General features: G+C 64.6%; 6 protein-coding genes and 9 pseudogenes. All 15 read left to right on the forward strand.

Translation table 11 applies throughout. The features are described 5' to 3' along the window. Positions 1-327: 327 nt before the first annotated feature. The 15 genes and pseudogenes from IPK20_09100 to cheD all read left to right on the forward strand — a co-directional run bounded on the left by IPK20_09100 (position 328) and on the right by cheD (position 16,466). Positions 328-465: pseudogene (locus IPK20_09100) on the forward strand (chemotaxis protein). Positions 466-980: 515 nt separating this feature from the next. Then, positions 981-1,346, forward strand: a complete 366-nt coding sequence (locus IPK20_09105) for a response regulator (protein MBK8016855.1) — start codon at positions 981-983, stop codon at positions 1,344-1,346. A 19-nt stretch (positions 1,347-1,365) separates the two neighbouring features. Then, positions 1,366-3,618, forward strand: a complete 2,253-nt coding sequence (locus IPK20_09110) for a chemotaxis protein CheW (protein ID MBK8016856.1) — start codon at positions 1,366-1,368, stop codon at positions 3,616-3,618. Then, a pseudogene (locus tag IPK20_09115) lies at positions 3,560-4,270 on the forward strand (MCP four helix bundle domain-containing protein). Before IPK20_09110 ends, IPK20_09115 begins: the two are co-directional and overlap by 59 nt. Positions 4,271-4,390: 120 nt before the next feature. Further along, positions 4,391-4,876: pseudogene (locus IPK20_09120) on the forward strand (PAS domain-containing protein). Positions 4,877-5,053: 177 nt separating this feature from the next. Continuing rightward, positions 5,054-6,113: pseudogene (locus IPK20_09125) on the forward strand (methyl-accepting chemotaxis protein). A 271-nt stretch (positions 6,114-6,384) separates the two neighbouring features. Beyond that, positions 6,385-7,446: pseudogene (locus IPK20_09130) on the forward strand (Cache 3/Cache 2 fusion domain-containing protein). Next, positions 7,435-7,656 (forward strand): annotated as a pseudogene (locus tag IPK20_09135) (HAMP domain-containing protein). The pseudogenes IPK20_09130 and IPK20_09135 overlap by 12 nt, the downstream one beginning before the upstream one ends. Further along, positions 7,642-9,267 (forward strand): annotated as a pseudogene (locus tag IPK20_09140) (hypothetical protein). The pseudogenes IPK20_09135 and IPK20_09140 overlap by 15 nt, the downstream one beginning before the upstream one ends. Positions 9,268-9,593: 326 nt before the next feature. Further along, positions 9,594-10,949 (forward strand): annotated as a pseudogene (locus IPK20_09145) (HAMP domain-containing protein). Positions 10,950-11,213: 264 nt separating this feature from the next. Continuing rightward, positions 11,214-12,175: pseudogene (locus tag IPK20_09150) on the forward strand (methyl-accepting chemotaxis protein). A gap of 348 nt (positions 12,176-12,523) precedes the next feature. Next, positions 12,524-14,239 (forward strand): PAS domain-containing protein, encoded by a 1,716-nt coding sequence (locus tag IPK20_09155; GenBank protein MBK8016857.1) that lies wholly within the window; start codon positions 12,524-12,526, stop codon positions 14,237-14,239. Between the two features lie 192 nt (positions 14,240-14,431). Next, positions 14,432-14,941, forward strand: a complete 510-nt coding sequence (locus IPK20_09160; protein MBK8016858.1) for a chemotaxis protein CheW — start codon at positions 14,432-14,434, stop codon at positions 14,939-14,941. Continuing rightward, positions 14,942-15,859 (forward strand): chemotaxis protein CheR, encoded by a 918-nt coding sequence (locus tag IPK20_09165; protein ID MBK8016859.1) that lies wholly within the window; start codon positions 14,942-14,944, stop codon positions 15,857-15,859. Next, a complete protein-coding gene (gene cheD / locus IPK20_09170) occupies positions 15,849-16,466 on the forward strand; it encodes a chemoreceptor glutamine deamidase CheD (GenBank protein ID MBK8016860.1) in 618 nt (205 codons plus the stop codon). Before IPK20_09165 ends, cheD begins: the two co-directional genes overlap by 11 nt. The last annotated feature ends 1 nt before the right edge of the window (position 16,467 follow it).

Genomic DNA, 16,467 nt, shown 5'->3' on the forward strand with positions numbered 1-16,467 from the left:
CTTGCCAGGATGGGGACGGCCACGACACGTCTGCTCGAAGGGTCCGATGACGAGTTGCGCAGGATCGACGGGCTGGTGTCGGATGCCATCCCGGACCTCATCAAGAGCTTCAGCGACATCACGGCCCAGGCCAAGCGCCAGCAGGAACTCACCCTGGCGGCGGCCAACAGCGACGAGATGCGCGCGCGGTTCCACGGATTCGTTGCAGAGGCTTCCAGCACGCTCCAGCAGTACGTCGACCGGCTGGTGGAAGGCAGCCGCTCGGGCATGGAACTGGTCGAGCAGATGGAAAACATCGAGAGCCGGGTGAAGGATGTCACGGGCTTCCTGGACGAGATCGACTCCATCGCCAAGCAGACGAATCTTCTCGCGCTCAACGCGGCCATCGAGGCCGCCCGCGCGGGCGAGGCAGGGCGCGGATTCGCCGTGGTCGCCGACGAAGTGAGGACGCTCTCCGGCCGCACCGCGACCTTCAGCCGGCAGATCCTGGATCAGATGAAGGGCATCGAGGTGGAGATCCAGCGTGCCGACGAACGCATCAACGCCATGGCGTCGCAGGACATGGTGTCTGCACTCGGCGCCAAGTCCAATGTCGAGACGGCGCTGAACGAGCTGGGCGACGCCAACATGGCGATGAACGACTCGGCCGCGGAAGTCTCCCGCATCGCCGGCGAACTGGAGCACACGGTCAACGCCGCGGTCACGAACCTTCAGTTCCAGGATCTCACCACCCAGCTGATCGGCCACGCCCGTCACCAGAACGAGGCGATCCGCGAACTGCTGGCGCACATCACGCAGGTCGGCGGCGCTCTGGCCGACGACAGCTTTGCTTCCCAGGCGGGTTCCCTGCTCGCCGAATTCGATCAGCGGCTCACAAGAGCGCAGGCGGCCGCCGAGCGCACTCCGGTACGGCAGCAAGGCATGGATACCGGGGCCGTGGAACTGTTTTGAACCTTACTCGCAAGTCGGGAGATTGATAGATGTCAAAGACGATTCTCGCCGTGGACGACTCTCCGTCGATCCGCAATATGGTCGCTTTCACGCTCAAGAGCGCGGGCTACGACGTAGTGGAGGCGGTCGACGGCCAGGATGGTCTCGACAAGGCCAAGTCCAAGCAGGTGAACCTCGTGCTCACCGACCAGAACATGCCCCGCATGGATGGACTCACCCTGGTGAAGAATCTGCGCGCCATGCCCCAGTACAAGTCGGCACCCATCCTCATTCTCACCACGGAATCGTCGGATGACATGAAGGCGAAGGGCCGTGCCGCGGGTGCGACGGGCTGGCTGGTGAAGCCCTTCGATCCGCCCCGGCTGCTGGAGGTCGTCAAGAAGGTCATCGGCTGACGCCCGGGAGCGCGAAGTCATGAGCTTCGACATGGGGCAGTTCACGCAGGTGTTCTTCGACGAGGCCAAGGAGCACATCGCGACCATCGAGGAGGTCCTTCTCCGGCTCGACCTCGTCGAACCGGGTCTGGAAGATCTCAACGCGATCTTCCGCGCGGCGCACTCCATCAAGGGCGGGGCCGGCACGTTCGGGTTTGCCGACATGGCGGATTTCACCCACGTCGCGGAGACGCTCCTCGACAGGCTGCGCAAGCAGGAGCTGAAGCTGACCGCCGCCATGGTGGATGCGCTGCTCGAGTCGAACGATGTGATCAAGTCCATGCTGGAGGCGCACCAGAACGGGGGTGAGGCCGACGGTGCGATCGAGCAGGAAGTGCGAGGGCGCCTGGAAGCGCTGTCGTCCGGGGAAGCACCGAGCGCCGAGCCAGTACGGTCTTCGGGCGCCGTCGCCCGGCCGCGCGAAGCACGCCGTTTCGTGATCCGGTTTCCCCACGCCAACGTGAGCTCCGATCAGGCGCTCGCCAATCTCCTCGCCGAGCTGAGGGCCCTGGGCACTCTGCATGTGGTTGAACAGCCCGCGCCCGGGCGTACTGAACCGGATGCACGCTGGGAACTGGTCCTCGACACCACTGCGGAGCGTGCCGAACTGGTGGATCTGTTCGATTTCGTCCTGTCGCCCTCGCGGCTGGAACTGGACGAAGTGGAAGCAGGCGCGGATATCCCCGGTGTGGCGCAGGCGGGTGATGAGGGCTTCGGCTTCTTCGAGGAAGCGGCAGGCGCTCCGCCGAAGGAAGAAGGTTTCGGCTTCTTCGACGATGCCGCCGGCGCACCCGTCCAGGAGGCCGGTTTCGGCTTCTTCGACAATGCACCGGGCACCGCGTCGCAGGCCGGGGATTCCGCGGAGCGAAACCAGCCTTTCGGTTTCTTCGACGGTGCGCCGGGCGAGCCGGGCACGTCGACGCAAGCGGAACCGGCGTCTTCGAACGCGGCCACTCCCGCGCGCCGGGCCACCGATGCCTCGGGCAAGTCCGACGCACCGGCGGGTCGACGCGCGACGGACAAGGCGGCCGCAGCGGCCGCCAGTGGCGACACCTCGATCCGCGTGAGCGTGGAAAAGGTCGACCAGCTCATCAATCTGGTGGGCGAGCTGGTGATCACCCAATCGATGCTCGCCCAGGCCGTGATGCGTGCCGACCTGGCGGTGGACGACACGCTCGTGAATGGCATCGCACAGCTGGAGCGCAACTCCCGCGATCTGCAGGAGGCGGTGATGTCCATCCGCATGCTCCCGATCGCCTTCGTGTTCAGCCGCTTTCCGCGGCTGGTGCGCGACATCGCGGGCAAGCTCGGCAAGAACGTCGATCTCAAGCTGGTAGGCGAGCAGACGGAACTGGACAAGGGCGTGATCGAGAAGATCGCGGACCCCCTGACCCATCTGGTGCGCAACAGCCTGGACCACGGGCTGGAGAGCGCAGCCGACCGCGAGGCCGCCGGCAAGCCGGCCAAGGGGACCATCACGCTGCGGGCCTTCCATCAGGGCGGCAACATCGTCATCGAAGTGGCCGACGACGGCAGGGGGCTCGACCGGGAGAAGATTCTCGCCAAGGCCCGGTCGCGCGGCATGCCGGTGGACGATTCGATGAGCGATGCCGAGGTTTTCGGGCTCATCTTCGAGGCGGGCTTTTCCACGGCCGAACAGGTCACGGACATCTCCGGCCGCGGTGTCGGCATGGACGTCGTGCGCCGGAACATCATGGCACTCGGCGGACGTGTCGACATCGCGAGCCAGCTGGGCAAGGGCTGCACGGTGTCGATCCGGCTGCCGCTCACGCTGGCCATTCTCGATGGCATCTCGGTGGCCGTGGGAGATTCGCTGTACATCGTGCCGCTGGGATTCATCGTGGAGTCCCTGCAGCCGCAACAGACCGACATCCGGACCATCGCGGGCTCCGGACTCGTCATGCAGGTAAGGGGCGATTACCTCCCTGTCGTGAGGCTGCACGACGAGATGGGTGTCACGCCGAAGATCCGGGAATTCCACCGCGGCATCACTGTCATCATTGAATCCGACGGGGCAAGAGCAGCGATGTTCGTCGACGAACTGGTGGGGCAGCACCAGGTGGTCATCAAGAGTCTGGAGAGCAACTACCGCAAGGTGCCGGGGATCTCCGCCGCCACGATCATGGGAGACGGCAGGGTCGCGATGATCCTGGATGTCGCTCACATCGTGCGCAAGGCCACTTCGAAGAAGGAGTATCAGGAAGCCGCTTGAGCGGTGTCATAGCAGCCGGGGTCTGGAACCGGGAGACGGCACCGACACGGTGCGGCCACCCGGCACACGTCGAAGCGACGAACGTCATGAGAGGGCAACGTCGATGAAAGCACTGAGTATCAAAGTGCGGTTTGCAGTGGCAGGGCTGGTCATGCTTGCGGGCATGAGCGCGATCGGGGTGCTGGGCTTGCAGGGCATGTTCAGCGCAAAGGAAGGATTGCGGACGGTCTACGAGGACCGGGTGGTTCCCCTGAAACAGCTGAAGCATGTCGCGGATGCCTACGCCGTCAGCGTGATCGACGCCGTGAACAAGGCCAACGCCGGTCTTGCCAGTGCCGAGGAAACCCTCAAGGCTGTCGATACCGCCCAGACCGACATCAAGCGGGAATGGGGACAGTACGCTGCGACGTTCATGACTCCCGACGAGAAGAAGCTGGCCGGGGAAGTGAACGCGACCATGGCGGTGGCCGATGCCTCGGTGCTTGAACTGGAGAAGTTCCTCCAAGGCAAGACCGGATCGCTCAAGGGAGCGCTCGGTGCCTTCGATGGTCCGCTCTATGCCACGGTCGATCCGGTAGGCGGAAAGATCAGTGACCTGGTGGAACTGCAACTGCGGGTCGCACAGGAGAATTACAGCGCGGCTGTAGCCGACTACGGCCACAAGCGCACGGTCGTGATCGCGATCGGTGGGGTGGTGGCGGTCCTGGCGGTCGTCATCGGATTCTTCCTGTACCGGAACATCGTACCGCCCATTGTGCGGCTGGCCGGTCAGATGCGCGAGATCACGGCTGGGAACACCGAACTGGAGGTGGACAGCGACCGCCGGGATGAGCTCGGTGAGGTCGTGAGCGCCTTCCGGGATCTGTTCGGCAAGGTGCGCAGCGATCTCGCGGAAGCGCAGCAGCGTGCGACGGTGAACGAACGCATTCGCCAGGCACTGGACAGCGCCAGCACCAACGTGATGGTGGCCGACACGGACGGCAAGATCGTGTTCATGAACAAGTCCGTCACGGAGATGCTCGGCCGCAACGAAGCGGAGCTCAGGACGCAACTGCCCGGGTTCAGCGTGAACGCAGCCCTGGGCGCCAACTTCGATGCGTTCCATCGGAATCCTTCCCACCAGCGCAACCTGCTCGCCGCGCTGCAGACGACGCACCGCACGCAGATCAAGGTGGGACCGCTCACCTTCGCGCTTACCGCCAATCCCATCGTGGATGGCGAAGGCAGGCGCATCGGAACGGTCGTGGAGTGGAACGACCGGACCATGGAAGTACGGGTCGAAGAAGAGATCGGTCGCGTCGTGTCGGCGGCAGCATCCGGTGACTATTCGCAGCGGGTTCCCGAAGACGGAAAGAGCGGTTTCTTCCTGCAGATGGCGCAGGGACTCAACCGGATCGTGGGTGTCTCGGAAAGCGGCATCGGCGAGGTGGGCCGGGTGTCGAGAGCCGTTGCCTCCGGCGATCTCACGCAGAAGGTCACCGGAGACTTCGACGGGCAGTTCGCGGAGCTGCAGGCGGATTCCAACGCGACGAACGAGCGTCTGCGGGAGGTGATTGGTCAGATCCGGGAGTCTGTGGAGTCGATCACGACGGCGTCGAAGGAGATAGCGGCTGGGAACACGGACCTGTCTGGGCGGACGGAGGAGCAGGCGTCGAGTCTGGAGGAGACGGCGAGCTCGATGGAGGAGTTGACGTCGACGGTGAAGCAGAACGCGGAGAACGCGCGTCAGGCGAACCAGTTGGCGATCGGTGCCTCGGACGTTGCGGTGCGTGGTGGGGATGTGGTGAGGGAAGTGGTGCAGACGATGGGAGGGATCAGCGAGAGCAGCAAGAAGATTGCGGACATCATCTCGGTGATCGACGGGATTGCGTTCCAGACGAACATTCTGGCGCTGAACGCGGCGGTGGAAGCGGCGAGGGCAGGGGAACAGGGACGAGGTTTGCGGTGGTGGCGACGGAGGTGAGGAATCTGGCGCAGAGGAGTGCGGGGGCGGCGAAGGAGATCAGGGAGCTGATCTCGGACTCGGTGGGGAAGGTGGAGTCGGGAGCCGGCTGGTGGACGAGGCGGGGAGGACGATGGAAGAGATCGTGGTGTCGGTGAAGAGGGTGACGGACATCATGGCGGAGATCACGGCGGCGTCGGTGGAGCAGAGTGCGGGGATCGAGCAGGTGAACCAGGCGATCACGCAGATGGACGAGGTGACGCAGCAGAATGCGGCGCTGGTGGAGCAGGCGGCGGCGGCGGCGGAGAGTCTGGAGGAACAGGCGCAGATGCTGTCGCAGGCGGTGTCGGTGTTCAAGCTGGGACAGGAGGCGGAGGGGTGGGACGGGAAGGCGGAGCGGCGCGGGCCGGACCGTGCGAAGAACGTGGCGCGGCTGCCGAAAGCGGAAGGAGCGAAAGGGGCGAAGCCGGCGGCCAAGCCGAAGTCGCTGGGTGCTCCGGCGGCGAAGGTGGTGGGTGGAGATGCGGCGACCGACGAGTGGCAAGAGTTCTGATGCCCAGGGCGGAGCACACCCTGTAAACCTGCTGCAACCGCCCGACCCGCGATGCCGGACACTGTCCGGCATCGCCGTTTCCGGAGCCGGGAAGTCCGGTACCGGACTTCCGGCGCATGTCGGGCGGGGGCGGCCTGCCCCCGCAATCCGGGCCCTTCTCGCGTGTCGTGCATTCCCTGCAAAGGGCGACGATCCGACTTCCATCCGCCCGGCTGCATGGCCGGTTCTGACGTAGCACAAAGCCCTCAAGTCCGGTCTCCAGCATCCGTGAATGGTCAAGTACGAACGTGGGGCGCAGGGTCATCCCGTTCGTCAAGACGCAAACTACAAGGAATGCAAATTGAAGTTGTTCCAGAAACTGAGCAATGCAGGTGTCGGGTTCAAGCTGACGGGCGTGGCCGTCATCGCCGTGGGCGTGGTCATGGGATCGCTCGCGTGGCTGATCGGGAATTCGGCGCGCGATGCCATGGACGAGGGGGCGCTCGAGCGCCTCAAGATCGAACTCAACATGACGGTCGATCTGCTCTCCAACTATGGCGAGCGCCTGGACACCGAGGCAGAGCACCTCATGTCGGTGATCAGATCCCAATATTCCGGCAGCTTCTCGGCGGACTTGCGTCATCCAGCGGCCGTGGGCGGCCGGTCCGTCCCCGCATTGGTCAATGGCGGGCGGGTGCTGAACGGAGAACACCGCAATCTGGATACGCTCCGCGACACGACCCACGCCGTCGCAACGCTCTTCGTTCACGACGGCCAGGACTTCGTGCGGGTGGCGACCTCCCTGCGCGACAAGGAAGGCAACCGGGTTTCCGGAACGCCGCTGGACCGCAACAGCCCTGCCTACGCCGCGCTGTCGGCCGGGCAGTCCTTCCGTGGCCATGCCGAACTGTTCGGCCGCGAGTACGTCACCCGCTACGAGCCGCTCAAGTCGGCTGACGGCCGCATTGCAGGCGCCTTGTTCGTGGGACTCGACATCAGTGACGAACTGGCCGCGGTGAAGAAGCGCATCCGCAGCGTGAAGGTCGGCGAGACCGGCTACATCTATGCGCTGGATGCATCGCCCGGACCGCACTACGGTTTTGCGACGATCCATCCGGCCAAGGAAGGCCTGAGCCTGCTTGCGGCCAAGGATGCGAATGGCCACGAATTCATCAAGGAGATCGTGGAGAAGCGCGAAGGCGTCATCCACTATCCCTGGTTCAATCCGGAACTGGGCGACAAGGCGCCGCGCGACAAGATCGTCGTGTACGGGCCCGTGAAGTCGTGGAACTGGGTGGTCGGGGTGGGCAGCTACTCGGACGAGTTCTCCCGGAGCGCCTCGATGCTTCGCAACCGTGTCTTCATGGTGGCGGGCGCCGGACTCGTCCTGCTGGGCCTGGCACTGTTCTTCGCCATCCGGCAGGTGATCGTCAAGCCTCTGGGCAAGGCCGTGGCGGCGGCGGAAGAGATCGCCGGCGGCAATCTCAATCACGAGGTGGAAAGCGACAGCCGAGACGAAGTGGGGTCCCTGCTGACGGCATTGAACGACATGCGGGTGAAGCTCCTCGAGCGCATCGAAGCCGATCAGCGCGTTTCACGAGAGGCCCTCAGGGTGAAGGTCGCGCTCGATGGTTCCGCCACGCCGGTCCGCATCGCGGACAACGAGGGCACGCTGCTGTACATCAACGAGGCGATGCGCCGGACGCTCAAGCAGATCGAGCCCGAGATGCGCCGGAAGCACCCCGATTTCTCCGCCGAGACACTCGTGGGCAAGAGCGTCGGCGTGTTCTACGACGATCCGAAGGCGGCGTTGGCCCGCCTGGCCAGTCTCAGCGGTCTCGTCCGTACGGACATGGTCATCGGCGGCCGGGATTTCGAGATCACCACGACACCGATCATGGACGCGAACGGAGTGCGTCTGGGCAGCGTCGGAGAATGGTCGGACCGCACGGACCAGCGACGTGCGGAACGGGAGATCCAGAGTTCGGTGCAGGCCGCTGCAGGGGGAGACTTCTCCCGCCTGGTACCTCTCGACGACAAACAGGGCTTCCTGCGGCAGATGGCCGAGGGGCTCAACCAGATCATGCAGTCCTGCGATACCAATCTTGCGGGCGTCGCGACGGTGCTCGACGGCCTCGCCGGGGGCGATCTCACCAAGCGTGTCGATGGCGCGTTCGAGGGACGCTTCGCCAGTCTCCAGGAGGACACCAACGTCTCGATGGATCGGCTCGGCGAAGTCGTGAGCCAGATCCGCGATTCGGTGGAGTCGATCACGACGGCGTCGAAGGAGATAGCGGCTGGGAACACGGACCTGTCTGGGCGGACGGAGGAGCAGGCGTCGAGTCTGGAGGAGACGGCGAGTTCGATGGAGGAGCTGACGTCGACGGTGAAGCAGAACGCGGACAACGCGCGTCAGGCGAACCAGTTGGTGGTGGGGGGCGTCGGAAGTGGCGCAGCGTGGTGGGGATGTGGTGAGGAAGTGGTGCAGACGATGGGAGGGATCAGCGAGAGCAGCAAGAAGATTGCGGACATCATCTCGGTGATCGACGGGATTGCGTTCCAGACGAACATTCTGGCGCTGAACGCGGCGGTGGAAGCGGCGAGGGCAGGGGAACAGGGACGAGGGTTTGCGGTGGTGGCGACGGAGGTGAGGAATCTGGCGCAGAGGGAGTGCAGGGGCGGCGAAGGAGATCAAGGAGCTGATCTCGGACTCGGTGGGGAAGGTGGAATCAGGGAGCCGGCTGGTGGACGAGGCGGGGAGGCGATGGAAGAGATCGTGGTGTCGGTGAAGAGGGTGACGGACATCATGGCGGAGATCACGGCGGCGTCGGTGGAGCAGAGTGCGGGGATCGAGCAGGTGAACCAGGCGATCACGCAGATGGACGAGGTGACGCAGCAGAATGCGGCGCTGGTGGAGCAGGCGGCGGCGGCGGCGGAGAGTCTGGAGGAACAGGCGCAGATGCTGTCGCAGGCGGTGTCGGTGTTCAAGCTGGGACAGGAAGGGGAAGGTCGGGACGGGAGCGCGCAACGGCGTGGGCCGGAGCGTTCCACGAATGTCGCGAGGTTGCCCAAAGCCGAAAAGGTCAAACCCGCCAGACCCGCCGCACTCAGCGCGCCGAAATCCCGGGTGGTCAATGCGAGGTCGGGATCGGACGAGGAATGGGAAGAGTTCTGATGCTCCAACCGTGCGGCAGTCGGAGGAGAAGCATATTCCGGTGACGAGCGATCCTCCGCGGCAGTCACGCCAGGCACGATGAACGCGCATTGCCCCGAACGGCGGCCTCGAACAGAGAGCCGCCGTCTTTCATTCTGTCGCGCGGGAACGCGAACCGGTGGCAGACCGATGGAAAGGCCGCCTGCGGCAGTGGGTATGAGAAATTTCTCAGTACCTGCATAAAGTCGCAGAGGTACCGGCCGTAATGCCGCGAAGAAGGGCCGAACTGTCTTCACGAATCGGGTTGCGGCCCCGATGCTGTCCCCTCTTCGTACAAAGGATTTCGCATGACCCGCCTCTTGAACAGGCTTTCCCTCCGAGCCAAATTCGTGGTGATCGGCGTCGTGGCCTCCGCCGCCATGCTCACCGCACTGGGCTTCCTGCTCAGCACCCTGCAGGAGTCCATCGCGTTCTCGGCCAAGGAAAGGCTCGGTATCGAATACCACAAGCCCCTGCGGCATCTCCTCGAGAAGATCGCCGTGGCCCAGGGTGACCCCGCGGCCCGGGAGGCAGTCAAGCCTGCCATCGCAGCCGTGGATGCGGTCCACGAAAGACTCGGGGGCACGCTGGACATCGGCGATCGGTGGAAGAACGTCAAGACGCAATGGGACAGCGTTGTGTCCGCGGACGCATCTGCCGATCTCAAGCCGGTGGCCACGGCAGTCGCAGCGCTCATGGACCATGTCGGCAACACGTCGAACCTCATTCTCGATCCGGACCTGGACTCGTTCTACCTGATGGATATCGCGGTGGCGCGCATACCGCACGCGGTGGAGAAGCTCCTCTTGCTGCGCGACGGCGGTGGTGAAGTCGTGGCGGCCCGCAAGATGACGGGTGAACAACGGACGCTGCTTTCGACCACGGCAGGTGTGGCGGTCGGCTTTCGCGAAGCGATCCAGGCGTCCCTCGACACGGCGGTCGGAAACAACGGAACGCTTGCGGGGCTGCGCGCGAAGCATGACGACCTTGCCCGGGCGACCGACACGTTCTTCGGTCTGGTTCAGAAGGATCTGCTGAGCGCGGAACGTCTGGAGCTGGCACCGGCACGCTATTCGGAAGCTGCCCATGGGGCGATCGCCACGAACTTCGCCTTCTACGACGCGGTGGCCCCGGGATTGGACGGCCTGCTCGAGGCCCGGGTCGCGAAGCTTTCGTGGAAGAGAAACCTGCTTGCGGGAATCGTGCTCGCGCTGATGGCGTTCGCCGGATTCCTCGCGCGCGTCGTTCTCAACGATATCCTGAGAAATGCCGCAAAGGCGGCCGATGCTGCCGACCGGTTGTCCCGTGGAGACATGGAGTTCGACGTTGCGGCCAATACCCGAGACGAACTGGGCGCGATGCTGAACTCCATGGCCGCGATGAAGCGGACGGTTCAGCGTTACGTCGATGGACAGATCGAACTGGGCCGTCAGCACGAGGCAGGGATGATCGCCTACCGGCTCGATCCTCAGGAATTCGAGGGTGCGTACCGTGACATGGCAACCCGCACCAACGCAGCGGTCCAGACGCACATCGAAGTGACCCGGCAACTGGTCGCCGTTCTGGACAAGTACGCCCACGGTGACTTCCATGTCGACATGACTCCCCTTCCCGGCGAACTGGGCGCCGTCTCCGAAGCTGCGGCACGCGCCAAGCGCAACATGGTCGACATCAGCGGGGAGATTCAGACGCTGGCGGACGCGGCGGGGCGCGGCGAGTTCCAGGTGCGCGGTGATACCGGGCGCTATCACGGTACCTATCGCCAGATGGTCGAGGGGATGAACCGCTTGATGGAGACGGCCGATCGCGGTGTGACGGAGGTCGGGCGCGCGCTGCAGCAGCTCGCCCGGGCGGATCTGTCCCATTCGGTGTCCGGGGATTTCCAGGGCCAGTTCCGGCAGCTTCAAGACGATGCGAACCAGTCGACGGAGCGTCTGCGGGAGGTGATTGGTCAGATCCGGGAGTCTGTGGAGTCGATCACGACGGCGTCGAAGGAGATAGCGGCTGGGAACACGGACCTGTCTGGGCGGACGGAGGAGCAGGCGTCGAGTCTGGAGGAGACGGCGAGCTCGATGGAGGAGCTGACGTCGACGGTGAAGCAGAACGCGGACAACGCGCGTCAGGCGAATCAGCTGGTGGTGGGGGCGTCGGAAGTGGCGCAGCGGGGTGGGGATGTGGTGAGGGAAGTGGTGCAGACGATGGGGGGATCAGCGAGAGCAGCAAGAAGATCGCGGACATCATCGGGGTGATCGACGGGATTGCGTTCCAGACGAACATCCTGGCGCTGAACGCGGCGGTGGAAGCGGCGCGTGCAGGCGAGCAGGGACGAGGGTTTGCGGTGGTGGCGACGGAGGTGAGGAATCTGGCGCAGAGGAGTGCAGGGGCGGCGAAGGAGATCAAGGAGCTGATCTCGGACTCGGTGGGGAAGGTGGAGTCGGGGAGCCGGCTGGTGGACGAGGCGGGGAGGACGATGGAAGAGATCGTGGTGTCGGTGAAGAGGGTGACGGACATCATGGCGGAGATCACGGCGGCGTCGGTGGAGCAGAGTGCGGGGATCGAGCAGGTGAACCAGGCGATCACGCAGATGGACGAGGTGACGCAGCAGAATGCGGCGCTGGTGGAGCAGGCGGCGGCGGCGGCGGAGAGTCTGGAGGAACAGGCGCAGATGCTGTCGCAGGCGGTGTCGGTGTTCAAGCTGGGACAGGAGGCGGAGGGGTGGGACGGGAAGGCGGAGCGGCGCGGGCCGGACCGTGCGAAGAACGTGGCGCGGCTGCCGAAGGCGGAAGGAGCGAAAGGGGCGAAGCCGGCGGCCAAGCCGAAGTCGCTGGGTGCTCCGGCGGCGAAGGTGGTGGGTGGAGATGCGGCGACCGACGAGTGGCAAGAGTTCTGATCGCATCGGCGGTGGTCTTGTTCCCGTTCGGTGACAGGGAGCACCGTATCGATCGTCGACCGGAGAGTCCCGCCCTGCCCGGAAATCCGGCGCAGGCGCTGCGACGCCCGGCCCCACTATCTCCAGGGTAAATATTCCCCGCCACCTGCCGACAAGGGGTTGGCAAGACCGATAAACCGTCAGGGGAATGCAATGGGCAGTGGCAGTGGCAGCAGCGGTGGAAGGAGCGGTGGCATGGGCAACAGCAGTGATGGCGGTAACGGCCGTGGCGGCGGCTGGTTCGGTCGGTCAAGGAAGAAAACCATCGAAGCGGGAGGCCGGCGCTTCGATGCAGACGAAGTGTGGGAGATGTGGGCGCGCCTCGAGGCGCTGAGTCGATCCCAGGCCGTCATCGAATTCACGCCGGAAGGCGAAGTCCTGAAGGCGAACTCCAACTTTCTCTCGGTCATGGGCTATCCGCTCGAGGACATTCAGGGGCGGCACCATCGCATGTTCGTCGAGCCGTCCTATGCGCAGAGCCCGGACTACGCGCAGTTCTGGGAAGGCCTGCGCAAGGGCGAGTTCAGGGCGGGACTCTTCAAGCGTATCGGCAGCGGCGACAGGGAAGTCTGGATCCAGGCGAGCTACAACCCGGTTCTGGACTCGAGCGGCCGGGTCCTCAAGATCGTCAAGTACACCACCGATGTCACGGCGGAGCAGGAGCGCACTGCACACGCGGCGGCCAAACTGCAGGCGATCGACCGGTCGCAAGGCGTCATCGAGTTCGATCTCGACGGCCGTATCGTCTCGGCGAACCGCAATTTTCTCGATGCACTGGGCTACTCCCCGGGGGAGATCGCTGGCCAGCATCACGCCATGTTCGTGGAGCCGGCCGAGCGGCAGAGCGATGACTACCGGAGGTTCTGGGAAAAGCTGCGTCGTGGCGAGTTCGACTCGGGCAAGTACAAGCGCGTGGGCAAGGGCGGCCGCACGGTGTGGATTCAGGCGACCTACAACCCGGTTCTCGATGCGTCGGGCAGGCCGGTGAAGGTCGTGAAGTTCGCCCAGATCATCACGGAGCAGGTGGAGGCGGCCCAGGCCACCGAGCGCGCAGTGGCGGACGTCATGCGGATCGTCTCGGCGGCTGCGAACGATGACCTCAGCCTGCGCATCGATTGCCAAGGCAAGTCGGGAGAGTTCGAGACCCTGTGCGCGGGAGTCAACCGACTCATGGATACGATGTCCGATGTCGTCGGCCGGATGCGGGATGCCTCGGACGTCATCACCACCAGCGCCAAGGAGATAGCGGCTGGGAACACGGACCTGTCTGGTCGGACGGAGGAGCAGGCGTCGAGTCTGGAGGAGACGGCGAGTTCGATGGAGGAGCTGACGTCGACGGTGAAGCAGAACGCGGACAACGCGCGTCAGGCGAACCAGTTGGTGGTGGGGGCGTCGGAAGTGGCGCAGCGTGGTGGGGATGTGGTGAGGGAAGTGGTGCAGACGATGGGAGGGATCAGCGAGAGCAGCAAGAAGATTGCGGACATCATCTCGGTGATCGACGGGATTGCATTCCAGACGAACATTCTGGCGCTGAACGCGGCGGTGGAGGCGGCGAGGGCTGGGGAGCAGGGACGGGGATTTGCGGTGGTGGCGACGGAGGTGAGGAACCTGGCGCAGAGGAGTGCGGGGGCGGCGAAGGAGATCAAGGAACTGATCTCGGACTCGGTGGGGAAGGTGGAGTCGGGGAGCCGGCTGGTGGACGAGGCGGGGAGGACGATGGAAGAGATCGTGGTGTCGGTGAAGAGGGTGACGGACATCATGGCGGAGATCACGGCGGCGTCGGTGGAGCAGAGTGCGGGGATCGAGCAGGTGAACCAGGCGATCACGCAGATGGACGAGGTGACGCAGCAGAATGCGGCGCTGGTGGAGCAGGCGGCGGCGGCGGCGGAGAGTCTGGAGGAACAGGCGCAGATGCTGTCGCAGGCGGTGGTGGCGTTCAAGCTGGAACAGGAGAGCCAGGACACGGGTCCCCTGCAGCGCCGCCGTGCGGCGTCGACGCACCGCATCGCGGTCCAGGCGGCTTGATGTCTCTTCCTCGGAGGCGCCGCTGCCGGCAGCCCATGCTGCCCGGAGACGACCCGCCTTTCGGGGCAGCGCAGGTGAGGAGTGTCAAGTTGGCAGCGGCGAAGCCGCTAACTCCCCGGAGAGCCGGGTGATGGCCGCTGCCAAGGCATCGGCGAAGGACGCCACCGTTCAGATCGCGGGAAAGGGAACGCAATGAAAACAGATACGAAAGACAGTCTTGCCAAGGGATCGATCGAGGCAGCCCAGGCGGCCGGAGAATTCCTGACGTTCCGGTTGGGGGAAGAGGAGTACGGGATCGAGATCCTGAAGGTGCAGGAGATCCGGGGTTACGATGCCGTGACGACCATTGCCAACGCACCCTCGTTCATCAAGGGCGTCATCAACCTGCGGGGGGTCATCGTGCCCATCGTGGACCTTCGCATCAAATTCGGGGTCGGCCAGGCCGACTACAACCAGTTCACCGTCGTCATCGTGCTCAACGTGGGCAGCCGCGTCGTCGGCATCGTGGTCGACAGCGTCTCGGACGTGATGACCCTCACGTCGGAGCAGATCAAACCGGCGCCGGAATTCTCGTCCAGCTTCGACACGCGCTATCTCACCGGCATCGGCGCGATCGACGATCGCATGCTGATCCTCGTGGACATCGAACGGCTGATGCTGTCCTCGGACATGGCGCTGGTCGACGAAGCGGCCGCGGCCTAGATGGCCACCGTCCAGTCCGGAACGCGCTCAGGCACCGTCGATCCGAAACAGCTGGCCGCGCAGTTCGCGGCCTCGCGTGACGCGTCGCGCGAGTTCGAATACACCCCCGCGGACTTCGAGGCCGTGCGCGCACTCATCTACAAGCGTGCCGGCATCTCGCTGTCGCCGGTGAAGGCGGACATGGTCTACAGCCGTCTCGCCCGGCGGCTGCGTGCGCGGGGCATGAAGCGCTTCTCCGAGTACATCGACTATCTCCGCGGCGGCGGCGACGACGAGGAGTGGGAGGCGTTCACGAACGCGCTCACCACGAACCTCACATCGTTCTTTCGCGAGGAGCATCACTTCCCGATCCTCGCGAATCATCTGCAGAGCCTGCGTGGACGCAATCCGTCCATCTGGTGCTGCGCATCGTCCACGGGCGAGGAACCCTACTCGCTCGCGATGACGGCGGTGGAGGCGTTCGGCAGCTTCAACATTCCGGTCAGCATTCTCGCTTCGGACCTGGATACGAACGTGCTGGCCAAGGCGCGGGCGGGTGTCTATCCGGCCGAGCGCATCGAACGGTTGTCGGCAGAACGGGTGAAGCGCTTCTTCATGCGCGGTACGGGTGCCCAGGAAGGTCTCGTCAAGGTCCGCCCGGAACTGGCCAAGCTGGTGTCGTTCAAGCAGATCAATCTGCTGTCCAGCCCGCTCCCCGTGCAAGGACAATTCGATGCGGTGTTCTGCCGGAACGTGATGATCTACTTCGACAAGGCGACGCAGGCTTCGATCCTGAGACGCTTCGTCCCTCACATGAATCCCGATGCGCTCCTGTTCGTGGGCCACTCCGAGAGCCTCTTCCACGTGTCGGACGTCTTTCATCTGCGAGGCAAGACCGTCTACGACCTGGTGAAAGGGGGAGGGGCGAATGTCGTTTGATGCAGCGCTCGAATCCCTCGCGACCAATCTCTACTTCGACCGGACGTTCGACCGCCATGCAGTCAAGGTCCTGCCGGGCGAGTTCTACGTCACCGATCGCGACATGGTGCTCGTGACGACGCTGGGCTCCTGCGTGGCCGCGTGCATCCGCGATGCCGATCTGGGCATCGGGGGCATCAATCACTTCATGCTGCCCGACACGTCGACGGTCGAGGCGGGCGCGCCAGCTTCGACATCGGCCCGCTACGGGACCTATGCCATGGAACTGCTGATCAACGAACTGGTGAAGCTCGGGGCGCGGCGCAAGCACCTGGTCGCGAAAGTGTTCGGCGGAGGCAATGTGCTGGGCAACATGACCGTCACGAACGTGGGCCAGCGCAACGCGTCCTTCGTGCTGGGGTATCTGTCGATGGAAGGCATCCCCGTGCTGGCCAAGGACCTGCTGGACGAGCATCCACGCAAGGTCTATTTCTTTCCGCGCACCGGCAAGGTGCTGATCAAGAAACTGCGCAGCGTGCGCAACGAGACCCTGGTGGAGCGCGAGACCGATTACGCGAAGCGTCTCAAGACGACCCGGGTGTCGGGAGACGTGGAGTTGTTCGCATGAC

This window comes from Betaproteobacteria bacterium (assembly GCA_016713305.1).
GTDB lineage: Bacteria > Pseudomonadota > Gammaproteobacteria > Burkholderiales.

Excerpts from the sequence above, each read along its gene's own strand:
- IPK20_09105 (MBK8016855.1), top strand. The coding sequence starts at position 981 with ATGTCAAAGACGATTCTCGCCGTGGACGACTCTCCGTCGATCCGCAAT.
- IPK20_09110 (MBK8016856.1), top strand. The coding sequence starts at position 1,366 with ATGAGCTTCGACATGGGGCAGTTCACGCAGGTGTTCTTCGACGAGGCC.
- IPK20_09155 (MBK8016857.1), top strand. The coding sequence starts at position 12,524 with ATGTGGGCGCGCCTCGAGGCGCTGAGTCGATCCCAGGCCGTCATCGAA.
- IPK20_09160 (MBK8016858.1), top strand. The coding sequence starts at position 14,432 with ATGAAAACAGATACGAAAGACAGTCTTGCCAAGGGATCGATCGAGGCA.
- IPK20_09165 (MBK8016859.1), top strand. The coding sequence starts at position 14,942 with ATGGCCACCGTCCAGTCCGGAACGCGCTCAGGCACCGTCGATCCGAAA.
- cheD (MBK8016860.1), top strand. The coding sequence starts at position 15,849 with ATGTCGTTTGATGCAGCGCTCGAATCCCTCGCGACCAATCTCTACTTC.